At 47.1% G+C, this 15,428-nt stretch carries 12 protein-coding genes; 5 read left to right on the top strand and 7 right to left on the bottom strand.

Annotated features, from left to right (window positions below):
* Positions 1-65: 65 nt before the first annotated feature.
* On the top strand, positions 66-1,154 hold the full coding sequence (gmd, locus tag RA156_RS00430) for a GDP-mannose 4,6-dehydratase (RefSeq protein WP_306641862.1): 1,089 nt from the start codon (positions 66-68) through the stop codon (positions 1,152-1,154).
* On the opposite strand, the gene RA156_RS00425 is transcribed toward gmd, so the two are convergent.
* Positions 1,155-4,268 (bottom strand): PKD domain-containing protein, encoded by a 3,114-nt coding sequence (locus RA156_RS00425; protein ID WP_306641860.1) that lies wholly within the window; start codon positions 4,266-4,268, stop codon positions 1,155-1,157.
* A gap of 156 nt (positions 4,269-4,424) precedes the next feature.
* On the opposite strand from RA156_RS00425, the gene RA156_RS00420 reads away from it, so the two are divergent.
* Positions 4,425-5,735: an MATE family efflux transporter gene (locus RA156_RS00420; RefSeq protein WP_306641858.1), complete on the top strand. Its 1,311-nt coding sequence runs from the start codon at positions 4,425-4,427 to the stop codon at positions 5,733-5,735.
* A gap of 13 nt (positions 5,736-5,748) precedes the next feature.
* Positions 5,749-6,957, top strand: coding sequence for a glycosyltransferase (locus RA156_RS00415; protein ID WP_306641857.1), 1,209 nt, complete (start codon positions 5,749-5,751; stop codon positions 6,955-6,957).
* A gap of 24 nt (positions 6,958-6,981) precedes the next feature.
* On the opposite strand, the gene RA156_RS00410 is transcribed toward RA156_RS00415, so the two are convergent.
* The 3 genes from RA156_RS00410 to porX form a co-directional block, all read right to left on the bottom strand.
* Positions 6,982-8,202 carry an alanine dehydrogenase gene (locus tag RA156_RS00410; RefSeq protein WP_306641855.1) on the bottom strand — a complete coding sequence of 407 codons (1,221 nt, stop codon included), beginning with the start codon at positions 8,200-8,202 and terminating at the stop codon, positions 6,982-6,984.
* A gap of 80 nt (positions 8,203-8,282) precedes the next feature.
* Positions 8,283-8,702, bottom strand: coding sequence for a tRNA (adenosine(37)-N6)-threonylcarbamoyltransferase complex ATPase subunit type 1 TsaE (gene tsaE, locus RA156_RS00405; RefSeq protein ID WP_306641853.1), 420 nt, complete (start codon positions 8,700-8,702; stop codon positions 8,283-8,285).
* A gap of 1 nt (position 8,703) precedes the next feature.
* The gene (gene porX, locus RA156_RS00400; protein ID WP_306641851.1) at positions 8,704-10,260 is read right to left on the bottom strand and encodes a T9SS response regulator signal transducer PorX; all 1,557 of its coding nucleotides are present in this window, start codon (positions 10,258-10,260) and stop codon (positions 8,704-8,706) included.
* Between the two features lie 140 nt (positions 10,261-10,400).
* On the opposite strand from porX, the gene RA156_RS00395 reads away from it, so the two are divergent.
* Positions 10,401-11,627, top strand: a complete 1,227-nt coding sequence (locus RA156_RS00395) for an HD domain-containing protein (protein ID WP_306641849.1) — start codon at positions 10,401-10,403, stop codon at positions 11,625-11,627.
* Here RA156_RS00395 and RA156_RS00390 read toward each other — a convergent pair whose 3' ends face one another.
* The 3 genes from RA156_RS00390 to RA156_RS00380 form a co-directional block, all read right to left on the bottom strand.
* Positions 11,628-13,181: an Rne/Rng family ribonuclease gene (locus tag RA156_RS00390; RefSeq protein WP_306641847.1), complete on the bottom strand. Its 1,554-nt coding sequence runs from the start codon at positions 13,179-13,181 to the stop codon at positions 11,628-11,630.
* Between the two features lie 173 nt (positions 13,182-13,354).
* Complete coding sequence (locus tag RA156_RS00385) at positions 13,355-13,954, bottom strand: tetratricopeptide repeat protein (RefSeq protein WP_306641845.1); 600 nt, start codon at positions 13,952-13,954, stop codon at positions 13,355-13,357.
* Positions 13,954-14,244, bottom strand: coding sequence for an HU family DNA-binding protein (locus RA156_RS00380; protein WP_306641844.1), 291 nt, complete (start codon positions 14,242-14,244; stop codon positions 13,954-13,956). Before RA156_RS00380 ends, RA156_RS00385 begins: the two co-directional genes overlap by 1 nt.
* 117 nt (positions 14,245-14,361) lie before the next feature.
* Here RA156_RS00380 and mutY point away from each other — a divergent pair, with 117 nt between their 5' ends.
* Positions 14,362-15,408 (top strand): A/G-specific adenine glycosylase, encoded by a 1,047-nt coding sequence (mutY, locus tag RA156_RS00375; protein WP_306641843.1) that lies wholly within the window; start codon positions 14,362-14,364, stop codon positions 15,406-15,408.
* The last annotated feature ends 20 nt before the right edge of the window (positions 15,409-15,428 follow it).

Raw genomic sequence — 15,428 nt, 5'->3', positions numbered from 1 at the left:
AAATGTAGGGCACTCTCTGACAAAGCCACTGTGCCATTTGTGTACATTTGTCCCAATTCGGCACTATGGCAAAGAAAGCTCTTATTACAGGCGTGACAGGACAAGACGGGGCCTACCTCGCAGAATTCCTGTTGAAGAAAGGATACGAAGTACACGGCGTAAAGCGTCGTTCTTCCTTGTTCAATACTGATCGTGTAGACCACCTCTACCAAGATCAACACGAGAAGAATGTGAACTTCTTCCTTCACTACGGTGACCTCACTGACAGTACCAACCTCATCCGCTTGGTTCAAGAAACTGAACCAGATGAGATCTACAACCTGGCAGCACAGTCACACGTAAAAGTTTCTTTCGAAACACCTGAATACACTGCTAATTCAGATGCTTTGGGTACACTCCGTATCCTTGAAGCGATTCGAATTCTTGGCCTCACCGAAAAAACACGCTTCTACCAAGCCTCAACTTCAGAGTTGTACGGATTGGTGCAAGAAGTACCTCAAAAAGAAAGCACTCCGTTCTACCCACGTTCACCATATGGTGTAGCGAAGTTGTACGGATTCTGGATCACGAAGAACTACCGTGAAGCATACAACATGTACGCATGTAACGGTATCCTCTTCAACCACGAGAGCCCTTTGCGTGGTGAAACCTTCGTTACACGAAAAATCACACGTGCCGCTGCGCGTATCAGCCTTGGTCTACAAGACAAGTTGTACCTAGGTAACCTAGACGCTCAGCGTGACTGGGGACACGCCCGCGACTACATCAAGGGAATGTGGCTCATGCTTCAGCAAGACAAAGCTGACGACTACGTTCTTGCAACCGGTGAAACACACAGCATTCGTTCATTCGCAGAATTGGCCTTCAAAGAAGTCAATATCGAGCTCGAATGGAAAGGCGAAGGAGTGAACGAAAAAGGAATCAATAAGGCAGACGGAAAAGTTCTGATCGAAGTTGACCCTCGTTACTTCCGCCCTACGGAGGTTGACCTCTTGGTAGGTGACCCAACACGTGCGAACGAAGAACTTGGCTGGAAACACGAAGTAACGCTTGAAGAACTCGTTAAAGAAATGATGCAAGCTGACCTTCGCCTGTTTGCGAAAGACAAGCACTTGCTTGACGGTGGATTCAAAGTATTGAACTACAACGAGTAATTAGTCCCAGATCATCAGGGTTTGAACTTGTTCGCCCTGAACTCCCTCAACAAAGAATAGGTATTGCCCTTCACTGAGTCCAGTGAGGTCAAGTTGGTATTGATTGAACCCTGGGTTGATCGCGATCGTTTGACTGCGAATCACTTCACGGCCAGCTAAATCAATCACACGGAATTGCACTTCCTCATACGTAGCTCCAATCACGCGGATGGTGAGCAACTCATCAGCCCTTGCCGGGTTCGGGAAGAGCGGCGTGAGTTCAAACTCTACAGTGAAGCTTCCGCATTGGTTGTTGTCTTCAGGAGTACGTTCACTTGCCAATTCAGAGTAGGCAATGGTTTCTGCGCAATAGTATGGGTACGAAGACGCATTTAATTGCACGGTACTCTGCCAGGTAAAGATTCTGCTTTCGCCAACGTCTAGCGGCTCATTCAACCATTCAACGAGGGTGTTTCCATTACCAGGAGTCAACACACAAGCCACGCTGTCCAACCTAAAGTTTCCGCTATTGACTATGAGCGCACTCACTTGATAGCCGAAGTCCGTAGTTATATGATCTAAGGCCTCCATGCGAAGGTCAAGGATTGGTTCCGTGACGTCGATAATAGCATTGGCGTTCGCACGACAGCCAAAGACATTCGTGGCAGAAAGATTGATCTCGAAGCTTCCTTCTTCATTGTATACGAAGGTCGGTTCGGCCTCTTCACTGATATCACCTGTTCCAAAGTTCCAAACGAATTCAGTTGCTCCTTCGCTCTCATTGATGAAGTCAACCTCGAGAGGAGGTAGACCGATGACAGGATCAAAACTAAAATCAGCTACGGGTAATTCGAAGACAGGGATTTGTTTGGTGATCTCATCACTGCACCCTTGAATTGTGGTCACAAACAAGGTAACTTCTTGGAAGCCGAGTGATTCAAAGGTGGGTGAGATGGTCTCCCCTTCAAAACTTCCGAGTCCGTCAATTTCCCACTCCCAAGTATCAATATCATCGAAGGATACAGAGGTATCTACAATCAAATATGGTTCACCGATACAGGCATTCCCCACTGGAAAGTCTGCTTCAGGTAATGACAGTACTTGCGTCGTTAAAGCATTGTCTCCACGGCATCCGTTTTCGGCGATCACCTCAGCGCTTACTACGTAACCTCCCGGTTGAGTGTAGAAGTGCTGCGGACTATCCTGGCTTGAAGTAGCACCGTCGCCAAAGAGCCAATCATAGCTTGCGATGTTTCCGGCTCCTCCTTGGATATCGAGCTCAAAGGCACTGAGTTCTCCAAAACATACTGGTTCATTGATGATTGTAATCTCAGGAGAAGGTAGTACGTTGATGACTTGTTCAAGTGACAACGAACACCCATTTGTAGCGTCGACTGTCAGCGAAACAGTAGAAAAACCTGCCTCTTGTGTCTCAAATGATACGATGTCCCCTTCGGCGCTAGCCCCTTCAAAGACCCAATCAATTGAACTAATCAGACCTTCTTCCACCGTAGGATTCGTGGAGAACAGAATCTCACTATTGGCACATGCTTGTCCCACTCCAATAGTAGCCTCAGGTTGTGCATTCACATTCAGCTCCACACTCACCTCAGCCGTACAACCGGTTTCAACGGTGACCAAAACACTCACTTCAGCAAACCCGAAGAAGTCAGGAGTCCATTCTACAATTTGTCCGCTACCCGTTTCCGCGTTAGCGAAATTCCATTCAAATGAAGTAATAAAGCCGTCAGCCGAAGCCGAGGCTTGGAAGGTATTTGCTACGTTTTGGCAAGTGAACGGTGGTTGCAAAATGACCACCTCCGGACTCTGCCCAACAATCTCGATCATGATGGTATCAAAGACCTGGCAGCCGTTCGTATTCTCAGCTTCAACAAAGTATTCACCGGTCTCTAGAATCTCCAATTGCTCATCTTCCACACTCTCCATCCAGAGGTAGGAAGTGATTTCAGCGCCGGCAGGATCCAGTGAAATAAAGTTCCCAGAACAGAGTTCAACATCTGGACCGAGCGTGGCTTCTAAAGGAAAGCTGTCTACTTGAATAACCAACACGGGCGTCTCAAGTACGCACAAGTTGTTGTCGGTAATGGTTGCAAAGAACTCACCTCCTTCGTGGAACCAGCGATTGGCTCCCGGTTCACCATCATTCCATTCGATGGTATAGAGTTCTTCATCTAGCTCAAGGTTCCACTGCAGGCTGTCGCCGAAACAGATCAGTCCTTGTTCCTGCTGAATCGTATTCCCAGGATAAGTCACTTCGATGCTATCTACTTGAATTCGTCCGAAGGCATCGAGTGCTTCGCAAACGTAGATTCCAGAGTTATTGACGTCGATTGTAGGTCCTGTGTCACCTGTGTTCCAATCATAGCTCAAGAAACCTGGAGTGGCACTCAAGGTAGTAGGACAAAACCCTTCCGCGATAGCGATGTCATCACCCAAATTGAGCGAAACGGAATAATGATCGGCTAGGAAATTCTCTACCGCTTCCACTTGTTCGGCAGTCAATTCAGTAGAAAAGACAAGGAGCTCAGCGACCTCCCCTTTCCAGAAGTTGTTGGTATTTCGATCTTGACCTAATTGGTCAGTAACCACGTCGCCCGTGGTCGTCAAACTCACAATTTGATACCCATCTGGTAGTGGATCCACATCACCATCAATGGCTTCAAATCCCACTCGAGTCACTCCATCACGAACCGCTTCATCAGCGAAAGTTGGGTGCCATACCTCTTGGTTCTCTCCCCTGAAAAACGGGAAGGAAGAGCTATGCCCCAGCAGCGGACGAGCTCCTGTGGCGTCATCGTCTTCCTTAAGCACCCAAAAGATGCTACGTGCATTGGGCACCTCATCAAACACCAAGCGATTATTGATCCCATTAAAGTAGACCGTGCGATGTCCGGCCAACTGATCTTCGAGTACTACCGGGCGGAAATTATTGATGTTTTGGGAAAGGTCTCGAGCATTCTCAGACAGGTCGTACCAAGTGATTACTCGGTCGATGTTCAGCTCCATCGAGCTATCAGCTCGAACCCACAATTCGAGTCCCTCCAATTCAAGAGGCAACTGCGCAAGGAGGTACAGAGGCAGCGAGAGGATAAGGGTGAGTATCGCTTTTCGCATGGTTGAAAGTTACAAAAGCCCATCGTAGCGTATTGCTAGCCACCAGTGAAATACTATCTTCTCACCGTTGATAGACCTAAGAAGGTGAACGAGAAGATCAGAACAATGTTACAAAGCCTGCGTTCGCGGAATTCATTCCTGCAGAACGTTGCCTTCATGAGCATGTCAAGCTTGTGGAACATGGGGATTCAGATCATCTTCTTTCCCATCCTCGCAAGAATCTACGATCCAGAGGCTTACGGAACCTTTAGCGTCATCAACTCTGCGGTCATGATTACCGGAACTGTTTTGACTTTGGGGTACACACGTGCCATCGTTCTGGCAAAAGAAGAAAACATGCTGCAAGCCTTACTGCGTCTGTGTCTACGCAGCTTGGTCTGGACTAGCGTGGTGCTTTTTCTCATTACCGTTGCCTTTGGAGATCTCTTCCTTGAGTTGATGAATGCGACTTACGCAGGCTATTGGGTGTACTCTATTCCGGTACTGGCTATCCTGCTGGCCTTGGATCAAATCGGGGTTCAATGGAGTATTCGTGAGAAACTCTTCAAGAAAGTTTCATTGGTAGAGATTCCGCTGGCTCTCGGTTCAAAGCTGTTTAACGTGGGTTACGGAAAATTTATCAGTGCGCAAGCTGACGGGCTTATCTTGACCAGCGCCATTATGTATGGTGGTCGATTTTTGCTCTTCGTAACGGGGTTAATTGACAATGGATGGAAGCGCATGACACATGCCATCAGTCAAGAGTCTTTGCAGGCAGCCAAAGAGAAATTTGCCAATTATCCACGCTACATCTTAACCAGTGGTCTATTGAACACGGCTTCCAGCTATGTTCCCGTGCTACTCCTTCCCGCCATGACGGGCAATACGAGTTATGCCGGCTTCTTCACCTACGCCTTGATTGTGCTTGATCTTCCGGTGCGTTTGCTGAGTAGCGGAATCGCTTCCGTGTTTCTTCAACGTAGCACAGAACTATGGCCTGATCAGCCGGAGGCATTGCAAGAACGCACGCTAAAACTCTACTACCGATTGTTATTAATCGCAGCTGGTGTCGTTGTGGTTATTGGAGGTGCTGGTGAAGAGATTTACGCCATCGTCTTCTCTGAACAGTGGGCTGAGGCTGGCGCTGCAGCGTCGTTCTTGGTCCTTTCTTATTTCTTCCGCTACGCGGGAATGCCACTCTCAAGTTTATTCTTGACAACGGCCAAAGAGCGCGAGCTATTCATTTTCCAAGCCTTATTATTCCTCTCGCGTTTGCTCGGAATTGCGATTCCTGCGTACCTCGGGTGGGCATTCCTGGATATCATCTTCTTTTACAGTGTACTTACAGCTGCCGTCACCTTCATCTTTGGCTTGTGGCCATTGAAGCTCACTGGCCTCTCATTATGGAAGCCCGCATTCATTACGCTAGCTCTGTTCATCGCATCTTGTGCACTTGCCTTCGGGATTCAGTTCATCCTCTCTCCTTGATTATCTTCGCTCCGTGCGATTGCTTTTGCTCTCATATCACTTTCCTCCCTTGAATGTCACGGCCAGTCAACGTGCTTTGGCGTGGGCAAGGTTTCTTCCTAAACACGGCATTGATGTTTCGGTGGTAACCTATGATTGGGAGGGCGTTTCTGATGATGAGGGTTATGAAGTTTTTCGCCTACCGGCGGAAACGATCAAAACTCCTGGGGAACTTCCAGCCGTATATCGCATCCCAGGAATTCGATCATTGGCCACCTTGTGGTCGTACCTCAAAGGAAGGCCTGAGTATCAATTGAAGGCCGACGAAAATCGCATGTGGGATTTCCTTTGCGATCACTTGAAAACCCATTCATACGATTTGGTGTTAGGGGTGTTCAGTCCGCACTTTCATATTCACCATGCTCATCGTATTGAAAAGACTTTTGGGATACCCTTCGTGATTGATTTCCGTGACCTGCTCAACAACCGTTACCTGGTCGACAACGATCACATTACCCCCTTTAGTAAAAAGGTCCTCGACAACATCACGTTGAGGTATTGGAAGCGATGGATGAAGAACGCCGCATCATGGACTACCGTTTCACAACCCTTGGCTGACGTGTTGACTTCTTGGTTTGGTAGCGAAGGTAAGGTGATACACAATGGTTTTTCGCCATTGGCGGAACGTCCCGCTCCGCGTGTCTTCGATCGATTCACAGTTATGCATTGTGGTACTATGTATCACACGCAACGGTTAGATGTTTTCTTAAAAGGCTTTGAGCGTTTCATATCTGAATTCCCAGAGACAGATCTTGTATTTTGGGGAAGCACGATTCACATCGACAAACACGTCAAAGAATCCATCGCTGAATACGCACCGAAGGTTACATTTCAAAGTATCCCGCGTGGTCCAAGAGAAGAAGCGTTTGCTGCACAACAGGGCGCCGATGTTTTGCTTTTCCCTGCGCACTATGGAATGAAAGGAGTTTACTCCAGCAAGATTTTCGAATACCTCGCTTCCGAAAGTGAAATTCTACTCACTCCTAATGACCACGATGTGCTTGAAGAACTCTTGAATCAACATCCTGGGTGCACGGTAGCTGATACTCCTGAAGACGTTTATCAAGCGCTGAAAGCAAGCTATGAAAGACGCGGTCAAAAACACGAACGCAATATTGATCAATGGATGCGTTCTTCTCAAGCCGCAGAAATGGCGGCTTTCCTAAAGTCTATTGTTGATTAATCGGCGGCGATTCTCACTTCACCATTAGAGTGCAGCAAGCAAGAGATCCAAACGCTTGTAAGGGAGGTTGAATGCCTCTCCAATGATCTCATTTACCAATGACCCATTGAACAGGTAAACTCCATCTCGCAATCCAGGGTGACGTTTGATCGCTGAAGTCCAACCGCCATCACTCCCAACATTCACAAGAATTGGTGCGAAGATGTTGCTCAAGGCAGAACTAGCCGTTCGGCTTACTCGACTCGCAACGTTCGGTACACAATAGTGAACTACTCCGTACTCCTTAAAGGTTGGCGTATCATGATTGGTCACGCGGCTCGTTTCGAAGCATCCTCCTTGATCAATCGAGATGTCAACGATTACAGAACCGTATTTCATTTGGCTCACCATATTCTCCGTCACAACACATGGAGTGCGACCGAATGGTGCGCGCAAAGCTCCAATCGCTACATCAGCTTTCGATAGTGCTTCTTCCAACACAGAAGGCTGGATCGTAGAGGTCCATAAACGCTGACCGAGGTCATTCTGAATACGACGGAGTTTGTACATGCTATTATCGAACAGCTTCACGCTTGCTCCCAAACCAATGGCTGCTCTGGCCGCAAATTCTCCGACGGTTCCAGCTCCAAGAATCACTACCTCCGTTGGACGAACCCCAGAGATTCCTCCGAACATAAGTCCTTGCCCTTGGTTCACATTGGAGAGGTGTTCTGCCGCAATCAATACCGAAGTATTTCCTGCGATTTCACCCATCGAACGCACCACTGGGAAAATCCCTGTTTCATCGCGCACATAATCCCAAGCAATGGCCGTGATTTTCTTGCTAATCAACATCTTCAAAGAATCCACAGGCTGCACCGTCAGCTGAAGGGCTGATAGCAATGTCTGTTTTCCAGGCATCATTTTCACCTCTTCCAATGACGGAGGAGCTACTTTCAGAATGATGTTGCTTTGGAATACTTCTTTGGTATCGTAGACAATCTTCGCTCCAGCTTCAGAATAATCCTTGTCTTGGAACGAAGCGTCACGTCCGGCATTGGTTTCAACGATCACTTCATGACCATGAGCAGTAAGCATCGCTACTGCTTCTGGCACAAGAGCCACTCGTTTTTCCTGGAAAGAAGTTTCTTTCGGAATTCCGATGGTTAGCCGCTGATGGCGTTTTCCAACCTCCAACATTTCCTCCTGTGGAAGGAGGGCAGCTTCTTGGGCAAGTGCCCTGATCGCATCTTTTTTTGAATCCATCGACCGGGATGTTAAGCTTAGTTCTCGAAGATACGGAATTGGGAGGCTTGTTTAGCTCTCAAAACTCTGCGAAGGATCAACTATTGATTCTTGGTAAATGTGATGGAGCGCGTCCCTTCTTGGTCTTCAATTGATATCACATAGTGGGTTTCGGGAAGGTATGACCCCAATCGATCAGCCCATTCAATGAAACAACGAGCGCCTTGATCGAAGTACTCTTCGATTCCAAAATCAAGGGCTTCTTCCGGATCTTCGAGTCGGTACAAATCAAAATGGAAGATCAAATCATCATCTGACGTTCGGTATTCATTGACCAATGAAAATGTCGGACTACTCACCTTGTCTTCTACTCCAAGTGCCGCACACAATTGAGTAATCAAGGTAGTTTTTCCCGCACCCATTTCGCCTTCTACCACGATGATTCCATCGTCGGGTAACAAGTCAATCAACTGCTTCGCCACTTCCTCCATGGCTGGCAGATCAGGTGCGCGAAAGTTCATCTTACTTCGTAGACAATGAGATAAATGGAATCAACATCTCTTCCATGGATACCCCTCCGTGCTGGAAAGTATGGCGATAGTACTTCACGAAGTGATTGTAGTTGTTCGGGTAAACAAAGAAATCATCCTTCGTCGCGAAGACATAGTGAGTTGATACATTGTATTTCGGCAAGAAGACATCGTCTGGATCACGTACCTCGTAAACTTCTTTCTCGTTGTAGTTGAGGTTTCGCCCTGCCTTGTAACGAAGATTCGTATTGGTGTTGCGATCTCCCACAATCTTCACTGGGTCTTCTACTCGTACCGTTCCGTGATCGGTTGTAATGATGAAGTGACCACCCATTTCGGCTGCCTTCTGCATCATTTCAATCAACGGACTATGATCGAACCATGACTGCGTCAGTGATCGGTAAGCTGGTGAATCATCAGCAAGCTCCTTAATCACCTCCATCTCAGTGCGGGCATGCGAAAGCATATCTACGAAGTTGTAGACGATCACATTTAGCTTGTTGTCCTTCAGCTCGAAGAATGAGTCGGCCAATCGCTTCCCGGCGTTCAAGTTGGTGATCTTGTTGTAGCTCCATGAGATATCCATTCCCATGCGCTTCAGGTTGCTCGCCAAAAAGTCTGCTTCGTGATTGTTCTTCCCGCCTTCATCGTTTTCTGTCTTCCACATGTCAGGGAAACGACGTGCAATTTCAGAAGGCATCAAGCCCGCGAAAATCGCGTTACGAGCATAATGCGTAGCTGTAGGCAAGATCGAATAGAACATCTCTTCATCCTCCACGCGAAGGAATTCGCTGATGCGCGGTTGAAGAGTCTTCCACTGATCGTAACGAAGGTTGTCGATCAAGAAGAGGAAAACAGGCTTGTCACCCGTAGACTCGATGATCGGCTTCACCTTATTCTGAAAGAGGTTGTGCGACATCACCGGAGCTTCTTCAATTCCGTTGAGCCAATCCTCATAATTCTCTTTGATAAAGCGAACGAATTGGTTGTTCGCATCGATCTGTTGCATGCGGAAAACCTCACTCATACCCTTGTCTTGTGAATCTTCTAATTCCAGATCCCAGTAAACAAGTTTCTTGTAGAGTTCAGTCCAATCATGATAGTCTAATCGATCGTTCAACTGCATTCCAATCTGCTGGAACTGTCGTTGATATCCAGAAGTAGTGCGCTCACTCACCAAGCGATTCTTATCTAGATTCTTTTTGATTGAAAGAAGAATCTGATTTGGATTCACCGGCTTGATCAGGTAGTCAGAAATCTTGGAACCAATGGCCTCTTCCATGATGTGCTCCTCTTCACTTTTGGTGATCATAATGATCGGAAGTGTCGCATCATTTTCCTTCATCTTCTGAAGGGTCTCCAAGCCACTCAATCCAGGCATGTTCTCATCGAGGAACACGATATCGAAGTGTTGTTCCTCGGCCAACTCTACTGCCTCGGCACCATTGTTCACGGCAACGACCTCGTAGCCTTTTTGTTCAAGAAAGAGAACGTGGGGTTTTAGCAGGTCGATCTCGTCATCTGCCCAAAGGATCCGTACTTGTGACATGTAGTGTAGCTTCTGAATTTATGCCAGACACCTTCTTACCGCGGTGCTTTGGCTATATTTGGAGCGGCGATTTCGCCACTACCACAAAGAAACGCAAAGTAGCGCAGTTTCGTGCCCTGCGCAGTGAGATTCAAGAACACATGAACAAACGTAAGATCCTGAACGACCCGGTCTATGGCTTTATCACTTTGCGCTACGAACGTCTCTTAGATCTCATTGACCATCCTTACTTCCAACGCTTACGTCGAATTTCTCAATTGGGCTTATCTCACTTGGTGTATCCGGGAGCGACGCACAACCGTTTTCATCATGCCATTGGTGCCATGCATTTGATGCAAGGAGCCATAGAAGAGATCCGTCAAAAAGGACACGAAATCACGGAGGAAGAAGCAAAGGCGGTCTGCACTGCTATTTTGTTGCACGACATTGGCCATGGTCCGTTCTCGCATGCACTAGAGCACACCTTGGTGAAGGGGATTAGCCACGAAGACATCTCAGTCTTCATCATGAACTACCTCAACGAAGAGTTGAATGGTGAGCTCGATATGACGATTGAGATCTTCAACAATCACTATCCAAAGCACTTCCTACACCAGCTTGTATCTAGTCAGCTCGACATGGATCGACTTGACTACTTGCGCCGTGACAGTTTCTACTCGGGAGTCACTGAAGGACAAGTAGGATCAGACCGCATTATTAAGATGTTGAATGTGGTGGATGATCAATTGGTGGTAGAAGAGAAAGGAATCTATTCAATTGAGAAGTTCATCGTTGCCCGTCGCCTGATGTACTGGCAGGTTTACCTTCACAAGACAGTACTTTCTGCTGAGTTCATGCTGGTGAATATTCTAAAACGAGCGAAAGAACTAAGCCGAGAAGGAGTAGAACTCTTTGCTTCACCGGCGTTAATGACTTTCCTCAACAACGACTTTACTCGAGAAGAATTCTTGAGTAATCCAGATGTATTGAGCACCTTCTGTCGTTTAGATGATTACGATATTTTGAGCTCCATCAAAGTATGGCAAGATCACGAAGACACTGTACTAGCTGAGCTTTGTAAGCGCCTGTCATCACGTGAGCTATTCAAGATTGATCTTCGAAAAGAAGAGTTCTCAGAGGCTGAAGTTCATGAGAAGATTGAGCGCATCAAGAATACCTTCAACTTGAACGACCACGAAGCTTCATACTTCTTGATTCAGGAGTCTATCGACAACCGTGCGTACAGTTCCGCCGCTAACGAGATCAAGATCTTGTTCAAGGATGGCACCACAAAAGATGTAGCCGAAGCAAGTGACCACTTGAACCTGTCAACATTAAGCCAACCGGTACTCAAGCATTTCATAGCCTTTCCGAGTGAGGTAAGATGATCAGAGGGTGATCTCTTCGTCTTTACTATCGTAGAAATGATGCTCCAGGAATTGGAGTGATGAATTCGCTTCAAGCGCAATCTTCATCTTGTACTGCTTACGCCACTTCTTGATGGTGCTATTCCAGAGTCCTTTCGTCAGGTAAGCCTCCACCATTGGGTGCACTACCAAACGAACATTGGTCATCTTCTTATCCTCACGCAGGTAGCGCAAGTTATTTTCGATGGTATCTGTGAATAGGATCGGAGCTTCCACTACTCCCTTACCTCCACAAGAAGGACATTTCTCAGCCGTAGTAATATCAGTTACCTCGCGAACACGCTGGCGAGTGATTTCTACCACTCCGAAACGACTTGGAGGAAGAATGTTGTGCTTCGCCTTGTCGGTTGACATGGCTTTTTTCAGCTCTTCGAATAGTTTCTTCTGGTTCGCACGGTCACCCATATCGATGAAGTCGATACAAATGATTCCACCCATATCACGAAGGCGCAAGATGCGAGCAATTTCGCGTGCACATTCGAGGTTGGTCTGGAGTGCGTTTTCCTCTTGATTCTTGACACCGCCTTTACGTCCACCACTGTTCACGTCAATCACGTGCATGGCCTCCGTATGCTCGATAATCAAGTACGCACCGCTCTTTAGATTTACCTGCTTCCCGAAGGTTGCTTTGATCTGTTTGTGGATGTGGAAGGTATCAAAGAGGTCTTTTCCTTTCGACAGCTTCACCACCCCTTCTTTATCAGGAGCAATGGAGCGAAGGAAATCTTTCACCTCATTCGCAATGCCTTCGTCGTTGACGTGAATAGCAGAGAAATTCGGTGTCAGAATATCGCGCAACAGCGCGTTGGTTTTACCAATCTCACCTAAGACACGGTGAGGTGGTTTCTTGTTCTTCTTGAGGTTGTCATACAGCTGCTCCCAACGCTTTACTTGCTCAGACAAGTCAGCGTGCAGTTCAGCCGCTCCCTTATTTTCGGCAACCGTACGTACGATCACACCGAAGTTAGGCGGCTTGATACTCTGCATCAGACGACGAAGACGCGTACGTTCTTCTTCGTTCTGGATACGTTGTGAAAGGGAGATTTTTGTAGAAAAAGGCACGAGCACAATGAAGCGACCCGGCAACGTTACTTCCGTTGTCAGGCGCGGACCTTTGGCTGAAATAGGCTCTTTTGCGACTTGCACCAGCACTTGCTGGCTGCTCGACAGCTGATCTTTGATCTTACCCCCCTTATCAATGTCAGGCAACTTTCGGAAGTCTGCCAGACTAGAGGACTGCTGTTTTCCCGTCATAACGCGCCTCGCGTACAATTTCATCGAGGCAAACTGCGGACCTAGATCGAGGTAATGCAAAAACGCATCTCTCTCGTATCCAACATCCACAAATGCTGCATTAAGGCTCGGCAATACTTTGCGAACCTTACCTACGTATAGGTCTCCTACAGCATATTCTTGGTTGACATGCTCTTTGTGCAATTCAACCAGCGTCCGGTCATGAAGCAAGGCTATTTCAGTGCCTTCTTTCGTAGAATTTATGACCAGTTCTACATTCACATGCTGCGCATTAAACGTTACTTCATTAGAACAATAAGAAAAAGAAAGTTGCGGGTGCTAAATAGCACCCGAACAGATTACTTCTTCTTCTTGTGTCTGTTCTTACGAAGCCTCTTCTTGCGCTTGTGCGTCGACATCTTATGACGCTTTCTTTTCTTTCCGCTTGGCATAGCTTATCGGTTTATTTCTTCTTTCAAATTTGTTATAAAGTCGTTCACGCGATTCGTCACCACAGTATCGGGTGCGAAAGGCAGGTAACTTTCGTAGTAGAACAAAGCGCTGTCTGGCATTTGTAGCTCTTCGTAGCATCGCGCCATGAAGAACATGCCATTCACATAAGCTGAATCTCTCACCACTGCTTGTTCCAGCTCAGGAATCGCAGATCGATAGTCTTCCTTGTCGATGTGCATCATTCCCAATTGCCAAAATGGCTCTGGGTTGAGTGGGTCAAGTTGCTTCACTTTATTGAAGCGACTCACTGCTTTGTCGGTTTGCCCAGACTGCAAGCTGAAGAAGCCCAACCAAAGGTGTGCATCGGCATACGTAGAATCTTCTTCTAGCAGTGCTCTGATGCGCATAATCCCTTCCATAGGGTTTCCCCCATTTTGGACTTGCTCCACGGCTGCCATGAGTTCAATCTCAGCTGCCGATGCAGGCTTTTGTTCACCTACTTCCTCGACCACCGATTCCGGTTGGCGAGGCATTACCATAAAAAGAACGATCAGGGCTATTGCGCCTAGTACAACTGCAAGTTTGGCGGTCTTACCGCTCATTACTTAACAGAGACCTTGTTCTTCACCCCGTCTACGAATGTTTTCGCAGGCTTGAATGAAGGAATATTATGTGCTGGAATAACGATCGTTGTGTTCTTCAAGATGTTACGTCCAGTCTTCTTAGCGCGTGTTTTGATCACAAAGCTTCCGAATCCGCGTAGGTACACATTTTCACCTTTTTCCAATGACCCCTTTACAGTTGCCATAAATGCTTCGATGGTAGTCTGCACGTCAGCTTTCTCAATTCCAGTCTTGTCTGCGATCTCGTTCACGATATCCGCCTTCGTCATAATTTCTTCTATTTGTGGTTCTCAAAAAACGGAGCGCAAAGATAGTCCTATTTCATTGAAAACTAAAATAGTGCTCCGTCATTTTTAACAATTAACAATCCCTTGTGTTACAAGCAGATGGAAGTATTAGCGGAAAAGATCCTCGAATGGTACCAGCAAAATAAGCGTCAGCTACCTTGGCGCGAAGACGCTAACCCCTTCAAGATCTGGCTTTCAGAGATTATTCTTCAGCAGACTCGGGTGGATCAAGGGACGGCCTATTACCTGAAATTTACTGACCGTTTTTCTACCGTTCATGACCTCGCTAGCGCGGAAGAAGAAGAGGTTTTAAAGCTCTGGCAAGGACTAGGCTACTATTCTCGTGCGCGCAACCTGCTTTTTGCTGCCAAACAAGTGGTAAATGAGCATGATGGTGTTTTTCCCGCTAGCGCGGAAGGGTTACGCAGCTTAAAGGGAATTGGTCCGTACACCGCAGCAGCCATTGCTTCCATCGCTTACAATGAAGCCATCCCTGTTGTCGATGGAAATGTACTTCGCGTGATTTCGCGATTGATTGGCATGGAAGACGCGATCAATTCCGCCAAAGGCGAGAAAAAAGTACGCGAAACCATGACCAAGATCTTACCTAACTCCCACCCTGGCGACTTCAACCAAAGCGTCATGGAACTCGGTGCCTTGGTATGCAAACCCCAAAACCCGCTTTGTAGCAGCTGTCCGTGGCAAGATGATTGCCAGGCGAATAAAGACCAAAGCTTCGACCGCATTCCGTTCAAAGAGAAGAAAACGAAAACCAAAGCAGTACACACCTATTATATAGTACTTAAACATCGAGATGAACTGTTAGTGAGAAAACGGCCAGCGAAGGGTATTTGGGCCAACATGTATGACTTTCCGAGTATCGAACATCCGAAAGCCATCACTGAAGAAGAAGCCATCACCCAACTACAAACGGCTTTGGGGAAAAGCTTCAACGTAGCCCACATTTCAGAGAGCTTTAAGCACATCCTCTCCCATCGGAAGATTCAAGCGCGTTTCATCATTGCTTCAACAGATCAAAAAATTGAGCCCAAGAATGATGAATCTTGGGTAGCGAAAGGTGCCTTTGACAACTTGCCAATTCCTCGCTTGATAGACAAAGCACAAGACCTCTTCTGGACCCCCTAGAAGAGTTTTCCACGGGGGCA

Origin of the sequence: Sanyastnella coralliicola, assembly GCF_030845195.1 — a bacterium.
Lineage (GTDB): Bacteria > Bacteroidota > Bacteroidia > Flavobacteriales_D > Sanyastnellaceae > Sanyastnella > Sanyastnella coralliicola.
This window is presented reverse-complemented; position numbering and strand designations above follow the sequence as displayed.

Bases quoted from the DNA above. Each gene is read 5' to 3' on its own strand.
- gmd (WP_306641862.1), top strand. From the start codon at position 66: ATGGCAAAGAAAGCTCTTATTACAGGCGTGACAGGACAAGACGGGGCC.
- RA156_RS00425 (WP_306641860.1), bottom strand. From the start codon at position 4,268: ATGCGAAAAGCGATACTCACCCTTATCCTCTCGCTGCCTCTGTACCTC.
- RA156_RS00420 (WP_306641858.1), top strand. From the start codon at position 4,425: ATGAGCATGTCAAGCTTGTGGAACATGGGGATTCAGATCATCTTCTTT.
- RA156_RS00410 (WP_306641855.1), bottom strand. From the start codon at position 8,202: ATGGATTCAAAAAAAGATGCGATCAGGGCACTTGCCCAAGAAGCTGCC.
- tsaE (WP_306641853.1), bottom strand. From the start codon at position 8,702: ATGAACTTTCGCGCACCTGATCTGCCAGCCATGGAGGAAGTGGCGAAG.
- porX (WP_306641851.1), bottom strand. From the start codon at position 10,260: ATGTCACAAGTACGGATCCTTTGGGCAGATGACGAGATCGACCTGCTA.
- RA156_RS00395 (WP_306641849.1), top strand. From the start codon at position 10,401: ATGAACAAACGTAAGATCCTGAACGACCCGGTCTATGGCTTTATCACT.
- RA156_RS00385 (WP_306641845.1), bottom strand. From the start codon at position 13,954: ATGAGCGGTAAGACCGCCAAACTTGCAGTTGTACTAGGCGCAATAGCC.
- RA156_RS00380 (WP_306641844.1), bottom strand. From the start codon at position 14,244: ATGACGAAGGCGGATATCGTGAACGAGATCGCAGACAAGACTGGAATT.
- mutY (WP_306641843.1), top strand. From the start codon at position 14,362: ATGGAAGTATTAGCGGAAAAGATCCTCGAATGGTACCAGCAAAATAAG.